12 protein-coding genes and 2 tRNA genes are annotated in these 17,231 nt (G+C 43.0%); 6 read left to right on the forward strand and 8 right to left on the reverse strand.

Annotation, left to right across the window (positions count from 1 at the left end):
- Positions 1-57 precede the first annotated feature (57 nt).
- Together TBC1_RS12920 and TBC1_RS17535 are read right to left on the reverse strand one after the other, a co-directional pair.
- Positions 58-1,038, reverse strand: coding sequence for a calcium/sodium antiporter (locus TBC1_RS12920; RefSeq protein ID WP_062043638.1), 981 nt, complete (start codon positions 1,036-1,038; stop codon positions 58-60).
- A gap of 103 nt (positions 1,039-1,141) precedes the next feature.
- Positions 1,142-1,720 carry a nucleoside/nucleotide kinase family protein gene (locus tag TBC1_RS17535; RefSeq protein ID WP_137305714.1) on the reverse strand — a complete coding sequence of 193 codons (579 nt, stop codon included), beginning with the start codon at positions 1,718-1,720 and terminating at the stop codon, positions 1,142-1,144.
- A gap of 88 nt (positions 1,721-1,808) precedes the next feature.
- Here TBC1_RS17535 and TBC1_RS12925 point away from each other — a divergent pair.
- The 5 genes from TBC1_RS12925 (at position 1,809) to TBC1_RS12950 (ending at position 7,176) form a co-directional block, all read left to right on the forward strand.
- A tRNA-Leu gene (locus TBC1_RS12925) sits at positions 1,809-1,892 on the forward strand.
- 59 nt (positions 1,893-1,951) lie between these two features.
- Positions 1,952-2,035, forward strand: a tRNA-Leu gene (locus TBC1_RS12930).
- A gap of 611 nt (positions 2,036-2,646) precedes the next feature.
- On the forward strand, positions 2,647-4,380 hold the full coding sequence (locus TBC1_RS12940) for a T9SS type A sorting domain-containing protein (protein ID WP_062043644.1): 1,734 nt from the start codon (positions 2,647-2,649) through the stop codon (positions 4,378-4,380).
- Positions 4,381-4,486: 106 nt separating this feature from the next.
- Positions 4,487-5,845, forward strand: coding sequence for a T9SS type A sorting domain-containing protein (locus TBC1_RS12945; protein ID WP_172668901.1), 1,359 nt, complete (start codon positions 4,487-4,489; stop codon positions 5,843-5,845).
- A gap of 290 nt (positions 5,846-6,135) precedes the next feature.
- Positions 6,136-7,176 (forward strand): class I SAM-dependent RNA methyltransferase, encoded by a 1,041-nt coding sequence (locus tag TBC1_RS12950; RefSeq protein WP_236695674.1) that lies wholly within the window; start codon positions 6,136-6,138, stop codon positions 7,174-7,176.
- On the opposite strand, the gene TBC1_RS12955 is transcribed toward TBC1_RS12950, so the two are convergent.
- A complete protein-coding gene (locus tag TBC1_RS12955) occupies positions 7,173-8,288 on the reverse strand; it encodes a lipase family protein (RefSeq protein ID WP_062043653.1) in 1,116 nt (371 codons plus the stop codon). The two genes, TBC1_RS12950 and TBC1_RS12955, sit on opposite strands and share 4 nt — an antisense overlap.
- Before the next feature lie 118 nt (positions 8,289-8,406).
- Here TBC1_RS12955 and TBC1_RS12960 point away from each other — a divergent pair, with 118 nt between their 5' ends.
- Positions 8,407-9,531 (forward strand): extracellular catalytic domain type 1 short-chain-length polyhydroxyalkanoate depolymerase, encoded by a 1,125-nt coding sequence (locus TBC1_RS12960; protein ID WP_062043656.1) that lies wholly within the window; start codon positions 8,407-8,409, stop codon positions 9,529-9,531.
- Positions 9,532-9,550: 19 nt separating this feature from the next.
- Here the strand turns inward: TBC1_RS12960 and TBC1_RS12965 are convergent, their stop codons facing one another.
- The 5 genes from TBC1_RS12965 to TBC1_RS12985 form a co-directional block, all read right to left on the reverse strand.
- Positions 9,551-11,896 (reverse strand): glycoside hydrolase family 20 protein, encoded by a 2,346-nt coding sequence (locus TBC1_RS12965; protein ID WP_062043659.1) that lies wholly within the window; start codon positions 11,894-11,896, stop codon positions 9,551-9,553.
- 11 nt (positions 11,897-11,907) lie between these two features.
- On the reverse strand, positions 11,908-13,011 hold the full coding sequence (locus TBC1_RS12970) for a phosphotransferase enzyme family protein (protein WP_062043662.1): 1,104 nt from the start codon (positions 13,009-13,011) through the stop codon (positions 11,908-11,910).
- 88 nt (positions 13,012-13,099) lie between these two features.
- Positions 13,100-14,008, reverse strand: coding sequence for a nucleotidyltransferase family protein (locus tag TBC1_RS12975; protein ID WP_062043665.1), 909 nt, complete (start codon positions 14,006-14,008; stop codon positions 13,100-13,102).
- Positions 14,009-14,023: 15 nt separating this feature from the next.
- Entirely contained in the window at positions 14,024-15,865 is a 1,842-nt protein-coding gene (locus TBC1_RS12980) for a sodium:solute symporter family protein (protein ID WP_062043669.1), read from the reverse strand.
- Between the two features lie 63 nt (positions 15,866-15,928).
- Positions 15,929-17,158: an ROK family transcriptional regulator gene (locus tag TBC1_RS12985; protein WP_062043672.1), complete on the reverse strand. Its 1,230-nt coding sequence runs from the start codon at positions 17,156-17,158 to the stop codon at positions 15,929-15,931.
- Positions 17,159-17,231: the final 73 nt, after the last annotated feature.

Here is a 17,231-nt window from a genome sequence, read left to right on the forward strand (position 1 = left end):
GCCCAAATCAATGGTCTGACGTCAGCCTGATAATTTTCAGTGCTGTTTTATTCCTTTTTATCTGAATGGAAATGATTTGTCTGTATCCAGAATCAGAACCAATGTGTATGCGACAAATGCAAGAAAGAAGATCGCTCCTTCGAGTCTGTTTATTTTTTTCTCTTTACCGAGAAAAACAAAAATAAGCAGCAACATGCTCATGATAATCAGAAAAATCATATCGAAATTCGAGGAATTATCCGTAGCAAGAGGTATAGGCCTGATGGATGCGCTTATCCCGAGGACAAAGAAAATATTGAAAATGTTGGAGCCCACAACATTCCCGATCGCAATGTCGCTTTTCTTTTTTATAGCAGCTACAACTGATGTTGCAAGTTCAGGCATGGATGTGCCGGCAGCAACAACGGTAAGCCCGATCACAGCTTCGCTGATTCCAAGGAATCTGGCTATACTCACGGCACCCTCAACCAGGAATTTGCCGCCAAAAAACAACCCCGCCAATCCTGTAATAATAAATATTATAGCTTTTAAAAGACTCATTTCAACAGTAGTTACTTCTTTTAACGGTCCCGATGATTTTGCCAGGGCAAAGGTATAAGCCATAAAAATAGAGAAGAAGCACAGCAGAATAAAACCATCAATTCTGGAAATTATATCTTTAAATTTCCCGTCTATCAACATGTCATTTGCCATAAAAGCCATTACTAAAACAGCCAGTATGCTGAACGGGATTTCCTTCCACACGGTGGTGCTTTTTACTGCAATGGGGGCTACAATGGCAGTAAGTCCAAGTATGGCCAGTGTATTGAAAATGTTACTTCCGACAACATTTCCGATGGCGATGTCGGTATTGCCGTTGAACGAAGCGAAAAGGTTAACGATCAGTTCGGGAGATGAGGTGCCGAATGCAACAATGGTAAGGCCGATTACAAGGTCAGAAATGTTAAACCGCCGGGCAAGACTTGAGGCACCATCAACAAGCCAGTTAGAGCCTACAATCAATAATACCATTCCGGCAATAAACAGAAGTAAACTCATATAAACAATCTTTCTGATTCAGGGTGACAAAGTTACTAAATCCTGCCATTATATCGGATTCGTATAATCAGCCGTTTGGTTTATTTCCTTAAATGATAAATATTTATTCGGGCAAATTCAGCTGCCCGAGGATTTTATCCATGTTAAAATCTTCTTCTCCGTTAATAATTACAGGCTTTTGAATTGTTGAAGGAAGCCTACCATAGGAAAGATAACTTTCCCAGATGTGTTCAATATACCAGTCCGGCTCTGCTCCCCATCTCAGATCTGCTCTTTTCCGCTGCAAGAAAACATCTTTTGAAAGTGATATAAAGATGTTCCTGTCGTACAGCTGATTTAAGGTTTCATTACGGAAAACCAGCAAGCCTTCAATGATCACATACCTGAAATTTTTCCCGGCAACCTGTATAGCATTTTTAAATGCCTGCCAGTCGATGGCTTCCGGTCTTTCCCAGTCCAGATGATCTTTGATCACAGGAATGTCCTTTTTGTCAGGAATATAGATGTCCTGGTGAATAATTACAGAATCAGGCAATATGCTTCCAAGCATCTCTGAAAGAAAGGTCTTGCCTGAACGACTGACCCCGCCGATGGCAATATAAACGGATTTATGAGGTGAGAGATTTCGTAATTTTTCCGCCAAATCATTCATTGCCAGATAGCTTGCTAAAACAGTCTGCAAATATAACCGGATTACGTTCAGAAGTAGAAAAAAAGAATTGTCAGATGTTGTGAAAATAAAAAATTGTTTTACCTTTGCGCACTCAATTGCCCAGGTGGTGAAATTGGTAGACACGCCAGCTTGAGGGGCTGGTGTCCTTAAGGATGTGCAAGTTCGAGTCTTGTCCTGGGCACAAAAATCCGAGTAAGTTCGGTGGCAGTCGGCAGACTGCATTTTTTTGAGAATTATTACGCCCGGATGGCGGAATTGGTAGACGCGCTAGTTTCAGGGACTAGTGTACGTACGTACGTGCAGGTTCGAGTCCTGTTCCGGGCACAGATAAACTTCGATAATCATTTGTAATAGAATGTTTTATCGAAGTTTTTTATTTTGTTACTGTAACATTACTGAAACTTATTTATTTAGTAGCACTATAAGCTATGCTATCAATCTATATCCCATCCCTGGAATTATTTCAGTGAATATATGCAAACCTGTTCATTTGTTGAAGAGGCAATACACCTGTGTGATGCATCAGAAATTATTATATTTCGGGAGTTCAGGTTTAGTTTGGATGATTTTAATGCGAATTACTTTGATGTAAAGGTTAGATAGGTTTTTTGGGCGATTCCCGCCTAAGAAAGCGGGACCGGGCTTTCCACTGTATCTTTTGCCGAAGGAGCAAAAGGATGCCGCTTCAATCCCTATCGCGATTTGCATTGATTTTGAATAAGTCATACATTTGGACCTGAGTTACGTGTATTTATCGTACAATCCGGTCTTAATCAGTAAAAAACGAGTAAAAATATAATAGTTGATCGCGGTTAGTGTTGATTGATAATAGATTAAATTTGAGAGGAATTGCTAAACTAAAGCAAATAGTTGGGTGAGTATAGCCACTCCTTATGCACTATGCAGAAGAAAATCACAAATTAAAATGAAATATTATGAAAAAACTTACTTCTTTATTCGCATTGTTGTTACTTTTCTCTACTTCTGGATTCTCGCAGGGATGCCTGCCTGAGGGCATAGGTTTTTTTTCTCAGGATTCTATTGACAATTTTCAGACAAATTATCCCGGATGTACTGAAATTGAAGGCAATGTTATTATTTCTGGTGGAAATATCAAAAATTTATCAGGATTGAATTTACTTGAGGCAATTGGTGGCGAATTATTTATTGCTTATTGCGATTCACTTATCAGCTTGAACGGACTTAACAACCTCACTTCCATTGGTGGAAATGTTGACCTTTCAGCCAATCCCAGGCTGAAAGATTTGATAGGCTTAGATAACTTAACATCCATTAATGGATACCTTTGGATTGAATATAATGATTCTCTTCAGTCTTTGGATGGGCTTGAGGGTTTAACTGCTATAAATGGCAAAATTCAGATTGCCGGAAATACAAGGCTGACCAATATCGAAGGATTATCCAATATAGATCCAAATTCAATAACGAATCTTCTGATACTGGAAAACAGTTCATTGGCAGACTGCAATGCGCAAAGCATTTGTGATTATATAACCAATCCCACCGGAACTATTGACATTATGAATAATTTACCGGGATGCAACTGCCCTGGTGAAATAGCAATCAACTGCGGTGTCGTTATTCCCTGCCTGCCTTATGGCAATTACCATTTGAACCATCAATATCAGATTGATAGTTTTAGCACCTACTACCCTGACTGCATTACACTAAACGGCCAGGTGAAAATTACAGGTAGTGATATAACAAACCTGAATGGGTTAAACCTGATTACCTCAATAAACGGAAGTCTGGTGGTTTCAGAAACAAGCATATCAAGCCTTGAAGGTTTAGGGGCCCTTGATTCAATTTCAGGATACTTCGACATCGCGTTGAATAATAATCTGATAAGTGTTGAAGGGTTGGACAATCTGAAATTCGTCGGGCAGGATCTGGATATAATACAGAATCACCAGCTGGAGAATTTTGAAGGATTCAACTCTCTTACCAGGGTTGGCAGTTTTCTGAGGTTCTGGTATAACAGTAATCTTAAAAGTATAAGAGGGTTCAGCTATTTATCTTCTGTTGATGGTAATCTGTGGATTGAATCGAATTCTGATCTGACAGATCTTTCTGGTTTTGCAAATGTAGATTCAGTAGGTGAGCAGTTGTATTTTCGAGGAAATGCCTCTTTAAAGGACTTTTCGGGACTGGGTTCAATATCTGTTGTCGGAACAAACGTAATCCTAATTAACAATGACTCCTTATTATCCCTGGATGGATTGAATAATCTTTATTCTGTGGGTCAGGATCTGGTAATAATTGATAATCAATTACTAAGCACATGCGATGTTGAAAGTGTGTGTGCATATCTTTCCAGCCCAAACGGTTATGTAAGTGTTCATGATAACGCCCCGGGATGCAACAGCCAGGCAGAAATTGAAGCAGCATGCCTGGTCGGTGTATCGGAATTGAGTGATAAACCGCTTGTAAGCATTTACCCTAATCCTGCATCAGATTTTATAAGCATTAACGAAATTGGCTTAAACAATGAAATCAGCGTTATCTTTTATAACCAGTTAGGACTAATTACCAGCACAATAGAATTAACTTCAGACAGAGTTGATATTTCACATCTTGAAAAAGGTATATACATAGTAGAAATTAAATCAAACAGTGGGGTGAGCAGACAAAAATTTATTAAAAATTAAACAAAACAGAGTGCATAACCAGCTTAAAAGAACCAGAATAATGGCAAGCTTAAACATAAACTTAGTTAATCCCGGCAAAACTCATTTCCTTTTAACCCTTTCTTTTATGAAAAAAATTCTATCTTTTCTATTTGCCCTATCCGCATTAAATTCGGTTACTGCGCAAGGCTGTTTTCCTGAAGGAATCACATTTACCAATCAAACCCAGATCGATAATTTCCAATCGGACTATCCCGGCTGCAGCCTTATTCTGGGAGATGTTAACATCATTGAAGACGGAAGCGAAATCATCACAAATCTGGATGGATTGACGGCCATGCAAAGAATCAACGGGAACCTTCTGATAAAGGAGAATTATGATCTGGTCAGCATCACCGGACTACAGAACCTCACGTTCGTAGGAGGTAATCTTTCGCTGCAATTCAATTATACACTGCCGTCATTAACAGGACTCGAAAACCTGGACTCCATTGGGGGTGATTTCGTTACTGGCTGCACCAATCTTATCACGGATCTGGAAGCATTGGGAAATTTAACTTACATAGGTGGCGACATTGACATTAACTGGCATCCTAACCTCGTCAGTCTGCATGGCCTGGAAAACCTGAACCATCTTGGAGGTGGTATCACCCTCAGTAACAACGTAATCCTGACAGACCTGTCACCACTCGAAAGCATAACTACTTTAAATGGAAGTCTATTTATCTCGTGTGTTCATTCGCTGGTTAATCTAGAAGGGTTGAATAACCTGATGTCGATTGAAGGCGATCTTGATATAAATTGGTGTGATGACCTTTCTAATTTTACCGGACTCGAAAAATTAACGTCAATAGCAGGCAATTTCATTATTGACGGCAATGGATATTTGGATGACCTATCGGGCCTGAATTCACTCAAATCGGTTGGCGGAACATTATCAATCATTTACAACGATGATTTATACAGCCTTACCGGCCTTGACAGTCTTTCATCAATTGGAGGTAATCTGACCATCGGTGGTAATGGCTCGCTGACCAGCCTGGCCGGATTGGACAATATTGCTGCCGCTACAATTACAGGGTTGATAATTGAAGATAATTCTTGGTTATCAACCTGTAATGTGAAGAGTGTCTGTGAGTACCTGGCAAGTCCGGGAGCAGTAGTCAATATTTCAGGAAATTATACAGGATGCGACAACCCTCAGGAGGTGGAAAATAGCTGTATCACCGGTAACGCAGAAGAATTGGCAGATAGCAATTTTTCATTATTCCCCAACCCATCCGGCAGGGAAATCACTATTAAATTCCCGTCAAATCAGATAAAAAATGAGGTTTGCATAATTAACTCCGGTGGTCAGCAATTGATTAACCTTGAAATAATAGGCAACTCAACAAAAATTGACATTAGTTACCTGCCTATAGGGGTATATTTTGTGAAATTGACCGGAAACAATGGATTTAAAATGATAAAATTTATCAAAGAGTAATACTGTAAGTACCCCCAAAATTCAGACAGTTTTAATTAGACTTTTGGAAAGAAAGAATAATTAAATTTAAGCTGTCAGATGAAAAAAGCAAGATTCACAGAAACACAGATTGTCGGAGTACTAAAGGAGTACGAAATTTGAAAAAAGTCTAATTTTGTGTTGTTTGAAAATTGGGATACCTAAACCATAGCCTTTCATCGCCGTTTTTTTTATCATTAACCATGCCCGTTGATTACTTGCCTGAAGGATGCGTTAAGGAATGCAGGGGATGCGGTCACCGACTGATGACTATGCAGGAAAGCCTAATCCAGAAAAAAACTTTTCTGCAGAAAAAACTTTCAGCATGGAGCGACCTTATAGAAGATGTGAGGTCGGCGCCAGCCACGGGCAGGCTTGGATATCGTGATAAAGTGAATCTGGTCATGAGATGGAACGGGACCAACTGGGAGACCGGTACCCTCAATCGGGATGTACTGATTCCCATTCCCCGCTGTCCGGTACATAAAATCTACGTTAATGAAGCTATCCGGCTTTTTCACTCCGTACTGCCCCGGTATACCGAAATAGAGGCGGTAAGGTATGTTCAGACTGCAAAACAGATAGCCATTGTAGTCAAAAGCCGTGATTTGCCCGGCACCGGATGGCTGACAAATGCGTTTGCCGAAAGGCTTGCATCCATCGGCATCGAAGGGGTTTGGCTGCATTTGTTTCCATCAAGCGGAAAAAAGGTTTTTGGCAAAGGCTGCTGGCATTTGATTTGGGGGAAGGAGGCATCACAGGATGAATCCGGGCTATGGTACGGGCCGGCAGCATTTCAGCAACTGCTCCCGGTGCTGGCCGGCGAAGCCCTTGATACTGCTTTGGCATTTTTGAAACCGGATGCAAATTCCGCCGTTATTGATATGTACTGCGGCACCGGTTCAGGTCTTAAAAAATGGACTCAAGCAGGTGCAAAGACGCTGGGTACAGAGATTTCGGCAGAAGCGCTGCGCATGGCAGCCATGAATGCGCCACTGGCAGAAACACTCACCGGAACCTGCAGGCAAAGACTCCCGCAGATGGAAAAATGGCTCAATGCTATTGAAGATGGATTTACCCGGCTTTTATACGTAAATCCGCCGCGCACCGGGCTGGAAGATGGCATTGCGGAATGGATTGCCGGTTTTATGAAGCCAATCAGAATGGCATATCTGTCATGCAGTGCCGGGACTTTGGGCCGGGACCTTTCAATTCTTTGTAAATCGGGTTATTCTGTTGATAGAATAATTCCGTTTGATTTTTTCCCGCAAACCATACATGTTGAATGCCTGGTATTGCTGAAGCGCAATTAGTCACGGAGTTTTTCAAGCAGGTAAATGTAAGCGGCAGTGGTGTGATGTTTGAAAATATTGTCACCCGAATCGGGGAAAACCTGATAATAGTTTTCATCAGCATAAAGCACAACGGTATTGCCAGTTCTGACATAATTGCTGGTATTGGAGAATTCAGGCAACTTCAGTTCCGGATAGACATTTCCTGCCATTTTGCCTGCCAAATTTCCAAGATATTTCCTGTAGTTTTTTACCGCCTTTGCGGGATGCTTTTTAAGCTTTCTGTAAGCGTGTTTCATGGCTGTCCTTGCCGGAAACTTTTGCTTGTTGATTGTCTTTAATGCATCTCTGAATGGATTGAGTGTATTGAAGTCGTCGGTGGTTTGAACGGCGAGTGGCGTTTCAGGTACCCAGTCGGCTGAATTTACAACATTGAATGCATATCCATCCCGGGTAAGGTTTTCATAATCATAGGCGTAGTAAAGATTTCCGGGTTTGGGAGCCGCACTTGCATATGTTTTGAACCGTATATCAAGCGGAAGTTCTCCTTTATGCTGAAGATGCCTGACCCAGGAAGTTATAAGAAATGAAATCGCACCGCCCTGACTGTGACCGGTAATTATAAAATCACGGACACCGGTTTTATAGCATGAATCAATTTTTGGAAGTATGGTTTGCATCAGAAAAGCTGAAGCCATAGTCCAGCCTGCATGAACGGCAGCCCGCGGGTTATCGGAAAGTACATATTTAACAGGGGTATTGTTGTCGAGGTAAATAGTTCCCGTGGCCGGAATCATGGCTGCATAGAAATTCTCCAGCCAGCTGGTCTGATTGGGCGTAGTTCCCCTTATACTGATGGCGGCAACTTTATCTTTACTTAACCACAAATCCCAACGGTTGTCAAGCCCGGTTACCGGAGAGCGGTAAGCAAGCTTAAAATCTTCAGGAACCATTCTTTTATTCACAAAAGGAGTGTCAGAAACAGCATGCGCCATCTTCAGCGCTTCAATGTATTCCGGTTTCAGGAAACCTGGCTGCAGCGTTTGTGCGAATGCGCCGGGAGAAATGAGCACTGCTGTAACTACAGCCTTTATCAGATAAACAAAAAACCTGGCAGGGTTGTAACTATTCATTTCTGTCCTTATTTGAATTAACTTCCATAGGGAAATTTTTAAAGTTAAAATTTTATTTTCAATGCCTTGAGTAACATATTTCAGATAATTTTGTTAAGCCGATACAAGATTTATTATTATGAAAAAAGAAATGCTTACCCTCTTTATATCATTAATCTTTTCCGTTTCATACGGACAAGTGGTAAGCGGCAGTTTTATTTTTGAAGGAGATACGCGCACCTATAGTGTCTATTTTCCTTCCGGCTATCAGCAAGGCCAATCCATGCCTTTGCTCCTTGCATTGCACGGATATACACAGACAGGGCAAACGATGATGACTTTCAGCGGATTCAATCAGATAGCCGATACTGCAGGGTTTGTTGTAGTGTATCCTGATGGGGTCGGGAATGCCTGGAATGTCGGTTTTTCAGGTGGTTCAACCGCCAATGATGTAGGATTTCTGATGGCGCTCACTGATTCTCTGCATAACAGTTATAACATTGATTATTCAAGGGTTTATGCAACCGGATTCTCAAATGGTGGATTTATGAGCTACCGGCTGGCCTGTGAAGTTCCGGAAAAGATAGCTGCAATTGCACCCGTTGCCGGCACCATGACCAATGGATCTGCCTCTTCCTGTGCTCCGGGGCTGAGTGTTCCGGTAATGCATATACACGGAACTTCAGATTTTGTGGTTTCCTACAATGGAGGATTCGGCAATCTTTCAGCAGAACAGGTTGTGGATATGTGGAATGGTTTCAATGACTGCCCTGCCCAGCCAACCATAGAAAACCTGCCCGATATTGTCGCCGAAGGTTCAACGGTTCAGCGATACACCTGGGCACCCTGCAACGATGACTCAAAGGTCGTTTTATTGAAAATAATCAACGGCGGTCATACCTGGCCGGGTTCTGTGGGCGTCACAGGAATTGGTATTACCAACAGGGATATTAATGCCGGTTCGGAAATCTGGAATTTTGTGAAACACTATTCCCGGCCATTGTTAACTTCGACTTATACCGCAGCCGGGAACTACACACTGGTTTATCCTAACCCATTGCAAGGCAATGTACTGCGTATCGAATCCGGGGAAAATTGGGAAATTGCCGAATTGGTTGACCCGCTCGGGAGAAAGGTTTTCAGCCGTTTAATTTCAGATACTGACACCTGGATTCAGATTCCGCAACTTTCCCCAGGGGTGTTTTTTCTGATACTCAAAAACGAAAAAAAGCGGGAAACCATAAAACTGATTTTCTGCCAATAAGACAGCCCTTATTGATATTTCACAACCCGGAGTTAACCATTACCTCATCAACAAAAAGCCATGCTTTATTGCCTTCCCCCCAATGTCCTTTCGGGCAGATTCCGATATTTTTGGCTTTAAAATGAATGTACCTGGCTTTTTTCCGGATATTTATCACAGAATAAAGAATTCCGAGCGGTTCGTATGGGGTGATGATGTCGGGTTTATTACCTCCGGCATCGGTATAATTGACTCCATCTTCCGAAATTTTTATTTCAACGGCAGCCGGCATAAAAATCCAGTTATCCGGATTGTGCAGGAGCCCGATACTCACATTTTGAATATCTTTTACACTTCCAAGGTCAATAACCAGGTCTGCATCCTCCCCAAGGAATCCAAGCCAGTCGTTGATCAGGGAATTGGCATCCCCTCTTAGTCCGTCGGTGAGGCTGATATTTCCATTTGCCTGATAGCGATGGTCGTATAAAGTATTCAGCAGTGGTTTGATGCCAAAAGCATCGTTATGCCATACTTTACGTTCGGAAATTTTCAATGGCAATCCTCTTCTGTCGCTGAGCCATGCTTTGATGATTGAAACAGCGTTGATTTCAAAAGGAGCCTTGTAGCTCCGCTCGCTGCTGGTGCCGTTTTTATCCGTGATTGTATATAAAATCTCAGCACCAGGTAAGTCTGATTTCAATACGGCTTTCAATTTCTCTGAATTTTCATCGTATTGCATTCCCACATCCACCCCAAACGCACTTTTGCTATAATTTACATTCTTCAGATCGAGGCGTTTCATATTTACCACCAGCCGTTCTATAAAGTTTTCCCAGTTTTTCGATTCACGAGGCGACCAGTTGACTTCGGCCAATGCAATGGCCCTTGGATAGGCCATATATTCAACGTGCTCTGAAGTTTTTATGTATTCAGTCCATACATTCCCCTGTGCTCCCAGGATGTGCCTGCTTTCTTTTTCATTCAACGCATCAGGTACGGGTTCAAAACTGTATGTTTTTTTTAACGTGGTAAATCCTCCGATTGCAAAAGGTTCGCCGGCCGGATTGGCCTGATAATGATCCAGATAGCAATGACTCCCGGGGGTCATTATAACATCATGTCCCATTTTGGCTGCTGCAATCCCGCCTTCGGTACCTCTCCACGACATAACTGTGGCTCCCGGGGCAAGCCCTCCTTCCAGAATTTCATCCCAGCCGATAATCTGTCGGCCATGTTTATTCAGAAACTTTTCGATCCGGGTAATGAAATAACTCTGAAGTTCATGAGAATCTTTAAGTTTCTCATTTTTTATCCGTTGCTGGCACTTTTCACAAACATCCCATCTGGTTTTGGGGGCTTCGTCACCCCCTATGTGGATATATTTTGATGGAAAAATATCCATGACTTCCGTAAGGACATCTTCCAGAAATTGAAAAACCTCTTCATTTCCTGCACAAAAAATGTCATCGTGAACGCCCCACATTGTCCAGACCTCATAGGGTCCGCCTGTACAACCCAGATGCGGATATGAGGCAAGCGCTGCAAGCGCATGTCCGGGCATCTCTATTTCGGGAATAACATTTACATATTTTCCGGCGGCATATTCAACGATCTCTCTGGCTTCTTCCTGAGTGTAAAATCCACCATAAAAGATATTGTCATCTCCGGCATTTCTTCCGATGGGAGAACTTCTCCGGAAAGCCCCGGTTTCTGTAAGCAGGGGGTATTTCCTGATTTCAAGCCGCCACCCCTGGTCCTCGGTGAGGTGCCAGTGAAAATTGTTGATCTTGTACATTGACATCAGATCAATGTATTTTTTAATAAATTCCACCGGAAACATATGCCTTCCGACATCAAGGTGCATACCTCTGTATGGGAAGCGGGGGTAATCAACAATCTTACATGCAGGAATTTTTACCGGAGATGGTCCGCGCTTGCTGTTACCTTGTAATGGCATGAGCTGAAAAAGACTTTGTAAGCCATAGAAAATTCCTTTACCGGTGGTTGCTTTCAGCGTGATGCTTTTTTTCGATACTTCAAGGATGTATCCCTCCTTGTTACTGATTTCATTGTAGTTGTCAATACTAAGCAGAATACTGTTGGCCGGTAGTCTGTCCTGCTGCATTGTTGTGACGGGAAGTTGGGAAATTCCATAATGGTTCAGCGCTTCGTTAAGAGTAGCAGCCAGTTTCGAAAGCTCTTTTGAAGATGAGTTGATTATAATAACGGTTCCTGGTTTAATACTGAATGTGCCCTTTCTGCCCTGAAAACTTACAGGGGTGGGAATGATACTGTGGGGGGGTGTGCCTTTTTTTGTTTCTGCATGACCACATAAAACAGTCAAAATCAGAAAGATTAAGGTGAGGGTTTTGAAATGCTTTTTCATATGAGGATAATTTACGATTTAACTGCATTCAGGCGGGCGGTTACCCTTGCAATGATCTTGTTCATGGCCTGCATCTGCTCGTTCATTCTGCTGAACAGGGTAAACTGAGCCCTGCAGCGGGTAAGATTATGGCCTGGATATCTGGTAGGGTAGTATAGGTCTCCGTTAATGAAGTCGGTGAGAAAACGGATGCCCATAATGAAAGTCATATATTGGGCCGCAACAGGAAAAAGTCTGATCTCTTCCCTGGTTAGCAAAGTCTCGGCGCATTCGATATACCCTGCAGCAAAAGATTCAAACACAGATATATCAAAGCTGATTTTATGGATATCCGATTCATCTTCGCGACCTCTGTTTGCAGCAGTTCTTATAGCATCGCCAAAGTCGAACAATGAAGTACCCGGCATAACCGTATCAAGGTCTGTTACAGCGATTGCTCTGCCATCGGATGAAAAAATCAGGTTGTTGAACTTTGTGTCGTTGTGAACAATCCTTAAGGGCAATTCGCCCGAACTGATCATTTCCGGAATGAGCATCATCCTGTCAATCGTATCTTTTGCAAAAGCAATCTCTGCGAAAGCTTCAGACTTTCTGTTGCCCGGATTTAATTCAAGCGCATGCTCAAATGTCTTATATCTTGCTTCAAGTGAATGAAAATCAGGAATTACAGTTGTCAATTGATCGGGAGTCAGTTTGGAAACCCCTTCAAGAAACATCCCGTAAGCCTTGCCGCCTTCATAAGCATGGCTGTATTTACGGACAGACTCTATGGTTTTTGCCCCGTTGATATAGGTAAACATCCGCCAGTAACCGCCGTCATTGTCCCTGTGAACCCAGTTTCCATCAAGGGTTGGTACCAGGCGCTGAACCTGAAGCTGTCCCGGTTTCTGTGCAACATATGCCGAAAGCGTTGACAATACCAGCCTGGTGTTTTGCATCAGGGCGTCAATATCACTGAACACTTTATGGTTTATCTGTTGAAGTATAAAGGCCGGACATCCATCAACCAGAATTTTGTAGGTCTTGTTGATATGTCCGATACTCAGCTGCAGTGCATCCGTTTCTGCATCCGGTTCAAGAAAGGAACCAAGAATGTTTTTTACATCCGTTTTCATTCAAATGTTGCTGATTAAATATGAACCCGATATCCAGGAGGAGAGGATGATTGTTTGCGGCAAAGTTTGATCAGGTGATTCCGTAGTTTTATTCCCAGAGTTTTTCAGGGTAGTGGCCGTTTCTTACCAGATTTCTGACTTTTTCTACAACCAGGGGTTTGTCTTCCTGATAGGTGATGCCAAACCATTGCCCGGGGTTTCTGAGTACTTTAACCTTCTCCTGTCCCGATTTTATAAGGGTGTCAACCACCGAAGGGATATAAAATTCAGATTTAAGATGGTCTTTGTCAGAGTCAAGAAACAGGGTAAACTCTTTTTTCAGATGATCGAACAAGGATGGGGTAAAACCCCAGAAATTCATCGAAACCGGATCATTTTCCCGGAGCAATGTTGTTTCTCCACCGGGCTGAATATCAGCAATGCCACCTGTTGTTTTTGCTATTCTGGTAAGTTCTGTTACACTATTAAGCCATCCCTGGTTGTCGGTGACACAAATTCCCCTGGACACGGTCCCGAAGTCGGAGAGGGTATTGTTTAATTCATAGGCTACCATTGCATAATCTTTCTTCTTTTGTATTTCCTGTTCATTAAAGAAGGTGGCAATGGTTTCAAACGCCTGCCTGCCGTAGAAATCATCGGCATTGATTACGGCGAATGGCTCTTTTACGGCATCGGCTACCATAATCAATGCGTGTCCTGTTCCCCAGGGTTTAATCCTTCCCTGCGGAACACTATAACCCGCAGGCAGTTTGTCAAGTTCCTGGAAAACCCATTCAATTTTAATGTGTTTGCTCAACCGGCTGACAAATACCTCTTTAAAATCATGTTCAATATCTTTCCGGATAATGAAAACAACTTTTCCGAAACCTGCCCTGATTGCATCAAATACCGAATAATCAAGTATGGTTTCACCCGAAGGGCCTATGGGATCAATTTGTTTCAGACCACCGTAACGGCTTCCTATTCCGGCGGCAAGTATGACGAGTGTTGGTTTCATGGTTTTATCATTAAATCATCTTGTTTTAAGTTTTTTCCATGTTCTGGAGAGCAGGTAGGATGCAATTACCCCTGAAGACAGGAAAGCAATCGCCGGAAACGTTTTTCCGTAAAGGAAGAATCCGGTGGAGAATAAAATGCTGTACACGGCAACGCAGCCGAGCAACATGCAGAGAATTCCCGTTGGTACATCCCATCTGAGGTCATCTTCTTTTTGCAGATCAACTCCCTGACTGAGGGCTTTAATTCTGACTGCTTTCCATCCGGGTCCGCCGGGCCTGATTTTAGTATAGAATTTCTGTAAGGTTTCATCAGAGGAAGGTGGCGTAAGATAGGTAACAATAATCCAAACCAGAGAGGTGGCCGCCACAACGCCAATAAATTTTACAATATTCCAGACGGTGAAAGAGAGGGTGATTCCCCAGAGTTCAACCATTCCATCACCGGTGTGGATCAGGAACAGATTTTCAGTAAGTATGAAGGCAAGCGAAAAGACACCGGCGGCTATCATAGCGGAAAGTTCCGTGAAAGCATTGATTCTCCACCAGAACCACCGGAGAATGTAAATCAATCCCGTACCGGCCCCGATCATCAGCATATACTGGAAAGCCTGCAGGGCATTCTCCAGCACCAGTGCCAGCAGAACGGAAAAAAACATCAGGGTAACAGTTGAAATCCTGCCTACGAGGACTTTTTGCTTTTCTGTGGCTGATTTGTTCAGAAAGCGTGCATAAAAATCATTGACCAGGTAAGAGGAGCCCCAGTTTACCTGAGATGCCACTGTCGACATAAATGCTGCAATCAATGAAGCTACAACCAGGCCCAGGAAGCCGACCGGAAGGTAGCGAGAAAGCATGGCCGGATAGGCAAAATCATGTTGGATGAACTGGGCAGGGACGTTTGGAAAAGCTGTCCTCAGGGATGCAATATCGGGAAATATGATAAGAGAGGCGAGTCCGACGATGATCCATGGCCATGGCCTGAGTGCATAATGGAAAAAGTTAAAAAGTAAGGTTGCACCCATGGCATGTTTTTCTGATTTAGCCGAAAGCATCCGCTGTGCCACATATCCTCCTCCGCCGGGCTCTGCACCGGGATACCAGGCGGCCCACCACTGCACAGCCAATGGAACGATCAGAATACTCAGAAATACATCTGTTTGATTTATATCTGGAATGAGCCTGAGTTTTCCACTGACATCCGGGTGACTTAACAGGGCTTGTAAACCGCCGATATCCGGAGAAGTGGTAACATACCAGGCGGCGCCGAATGCTCCTATCATTGCAATGGAAAACTGGAAAAGGTCGGTGTAAAGGATTGATTTCAAACCACCCAGGCCACTGTAGAATACGACCACAATTGCTGCGATGATCAGGGCGATTGCAGGGGATAAACCAAGCATCACCGCTGCAATTTTGATAAATGCCAGCGAAACACTGGCGATGACCATCACATTAAAAAAGAAACCCAGGTAAATAGCCCGGAATCCACGCAAAAAAGCTGCCGTTTTTCCACTGTACCTGATTTCATAGAATTCGAGATCTGTCAGAACTTTTGACCTGTTCCACAATTTAGCATAAATAAATACGGTTAGCATTCCGGTAAGCAGAAATGCCCACCACATCCAATTGGCTGCGACCCCGTTTTGTCTGACCATGTCGGTAACAAGGTTAGGGGTATCGCATGAAAATGTTGTAGCTACCATGGAAACACCCAGCAACCACCAGGGCATGCTTCTGCCGGAAACAAAAAAATCGGCGGCGCTGCGGCTTGCATTTTTTGAGGCCAGGTATCCGATTGTCAGTAGAATAATGAAAAATACTGCAATAATTATCCAGTCAACAGATTGCAGAAGCATAAGTAGAGTTATTTGGGTTAATATTAGTCGGAGGCTTTAAAATGAAAAGGTAATATTAAATTTTCAGGCGAATATTTTATTCATAACCAATGCCACAGTGCCCATCAGTCTTGCGTTGTCGCTCAGCTCCGAAGCCACTATAACTGCATCGCGGCGTATCCTGGCAATTGAATAGATATTCAGGTTACTTTCAATAGGTGCGATAAGATAATCGGCAGCTTTTGATATTTCACCACCGATAATGATCAATTCCGGATTAAACAGATGTATCAGCGTGGCCAATCCTTTGCCCAGGGCTTCTCCGATCTTTGCAAGAAGGTCAATGGCATACTGATCCCCTTCACGGGCAGCATTCAGGATAGTCCGGATGTTAAGTTTTGACAGGTCGCCTCCGATCATGCTGCTGATCTGGGTGATGGCGCCTTCTGCAATGTCTTTCTTGGCCTTGGCAAGCATCACTTTTCCGGAAGCAACGGTTTCGATGCAGCCTATTTTTCCGCAATGACAGAGCTGCCCGTTTGGTTCGATCTGAATATGGCCAAATTCGCCTGAATAGCCTGAATGACCCATGTAAATTTTGCCGTCAAGGATCATGCTTAACCCGATCCCCGAACCGATGTTTAGGCAAAGAACATTCTTCAGGTCACGCGCCAGGCCGAATGATTGCTCGCCCCATGCCATGGCCCTGGTATCCTGCTCTATAAAAACCGGCAGGGATGTTCGTTCACTAAGGATTTTGGCAACAGGTTTCCCTGTATTCAGATACGTGTATGAAAGCCCGGTACGCATATCAATCAGGCCGGGTAATGAAATCCCGATGCCCAGGATATTGTTTTCATCAATCCCGTATGCTTCAATTAATTCTGAAATCTTCTCAGTTATAAACCCGATGATGTCGGATTGGGTTTCAAGCCCTGTGTTGAGTTCGTGAATCTCGGAAACCGGCTGATTGGCAAAATTGAAGAGCCCGATCCGGATAAAATATCGTTCAATGTCAATTCCGATTACAAAACGTGACAAAGGATTCAGGCCATATATGCTCGGGCGTCTTCCTCCTGTGGATTCGCCAATGCCTATCTCGGTAACCAGCCCTTCTGAAATCAGTTCTTCAAGCGCCCGTGTAATGGTTGGGGTGCTCATCTTTATGGTGCGTGAAAGATTGTGTATGGAAAGGTTTGCATGCTGATATAATTCTCTGACAATAAACTGCTTCAGATTTAGCTTACGCAATTGATTGTTCTTAAGAGGTTCTTCGTTAAAGGAACTTTTAAAAAGATACTTTATCCCTGCCATATCATAGGAATTTTATGGTTTACAACTTTGTAAAATTATTGATTTTCGTTTAAGCAACAAAATTATTAAAAAA

The organism is Lentimicrobium saccharophilum (assembly GCF_001192835.1).
Classification (GTDB): Bacteria; Bacteroidota; Bacteroidia; order Bacteroidales; family Lentimicrobiaceae; genus Lentimicrobium; species Lentimicrobium saccharophilum.

Bases quoted from the DNA above. Each gene is read 5' to 3' on its own strand.
- TBC1_RS12920 (WP_062043638.1), bottom strand. From the start codon at position 1,038: ATGAGTTTACTTCTGTTTATTGCCGGAATGGTATTATTGATTGTAGGC.
- TBC1_RS12940 (WP_062043644.1), top strand. From the start codon at position 2,647: ATGAAAAAACTTACTTCTTTATTCGCATTGTTGTTACTTTTCTCTACT.
- TBC1_RS12945 (WP_172668901.1), top strand. From the start codon at position 4,487: ATGAAAAAAATTCTATCTTTTCTATTTGCCCTATCCGCATTAAATTCG.
- TBC1_RS12950 (WP_236695674.1), top strand. From the start codon at position 6,136: ATGCAGGAAAGCCTAATCCAGAAAAAAACTTTTCTGCAGAAAAAACTT.
- TBC1_RS12955 (WP_062043653.1), bottom strand. From the start codon at position 8,288: ATGAATAGTTACAACCCTGCCAGGTTTTTTGTTTATCTGATAAAGGCT.
- TBC1_RS12960 (WP_062043656.1), top strand. From the start codon at position 8,407: ATGAAAAAAGAAATGCTTACCCTCTTTATATCATTAATCTTTTCCGTT.
- TBC1_RS12965 (WP_062043659.1), bottom strand. From the start codon at position 11,896: ATGAAAAAGCATTTCAAAACCCTCACCTTAATCTTTCTGATTTTGACT.
- TBC1_RS12970 (WP_062043662.1), bottom strand. From the start codon at position 13,011: ATGAAAACGGATGTAAAAAACATTCTTGGTTCCTTTCTTGAACCGGAT.
- TBC1_RS12975 (WP_062043665.1), bottom strand. From the start codon at position 14,008: ATGAAACCAACACTCGTCATACTTGCCGCCGGAATAGGAAGCCGTTAC.
- TBC1_RS12980 (WP_062043669.1), bottom strand. From the start codon at position 15,865: ATGCTTCTGCAATCTGTTGACTGGATAATTATTGCAGTATTTTTCATT.
- TBC1_RS12985 (WP_062043672.1), bottom strand. From the start codon at position 17,158: ATGGCAGGGATAAAGTATCTTTTTAAAAGTTCCTTTAACGAAGAACCT.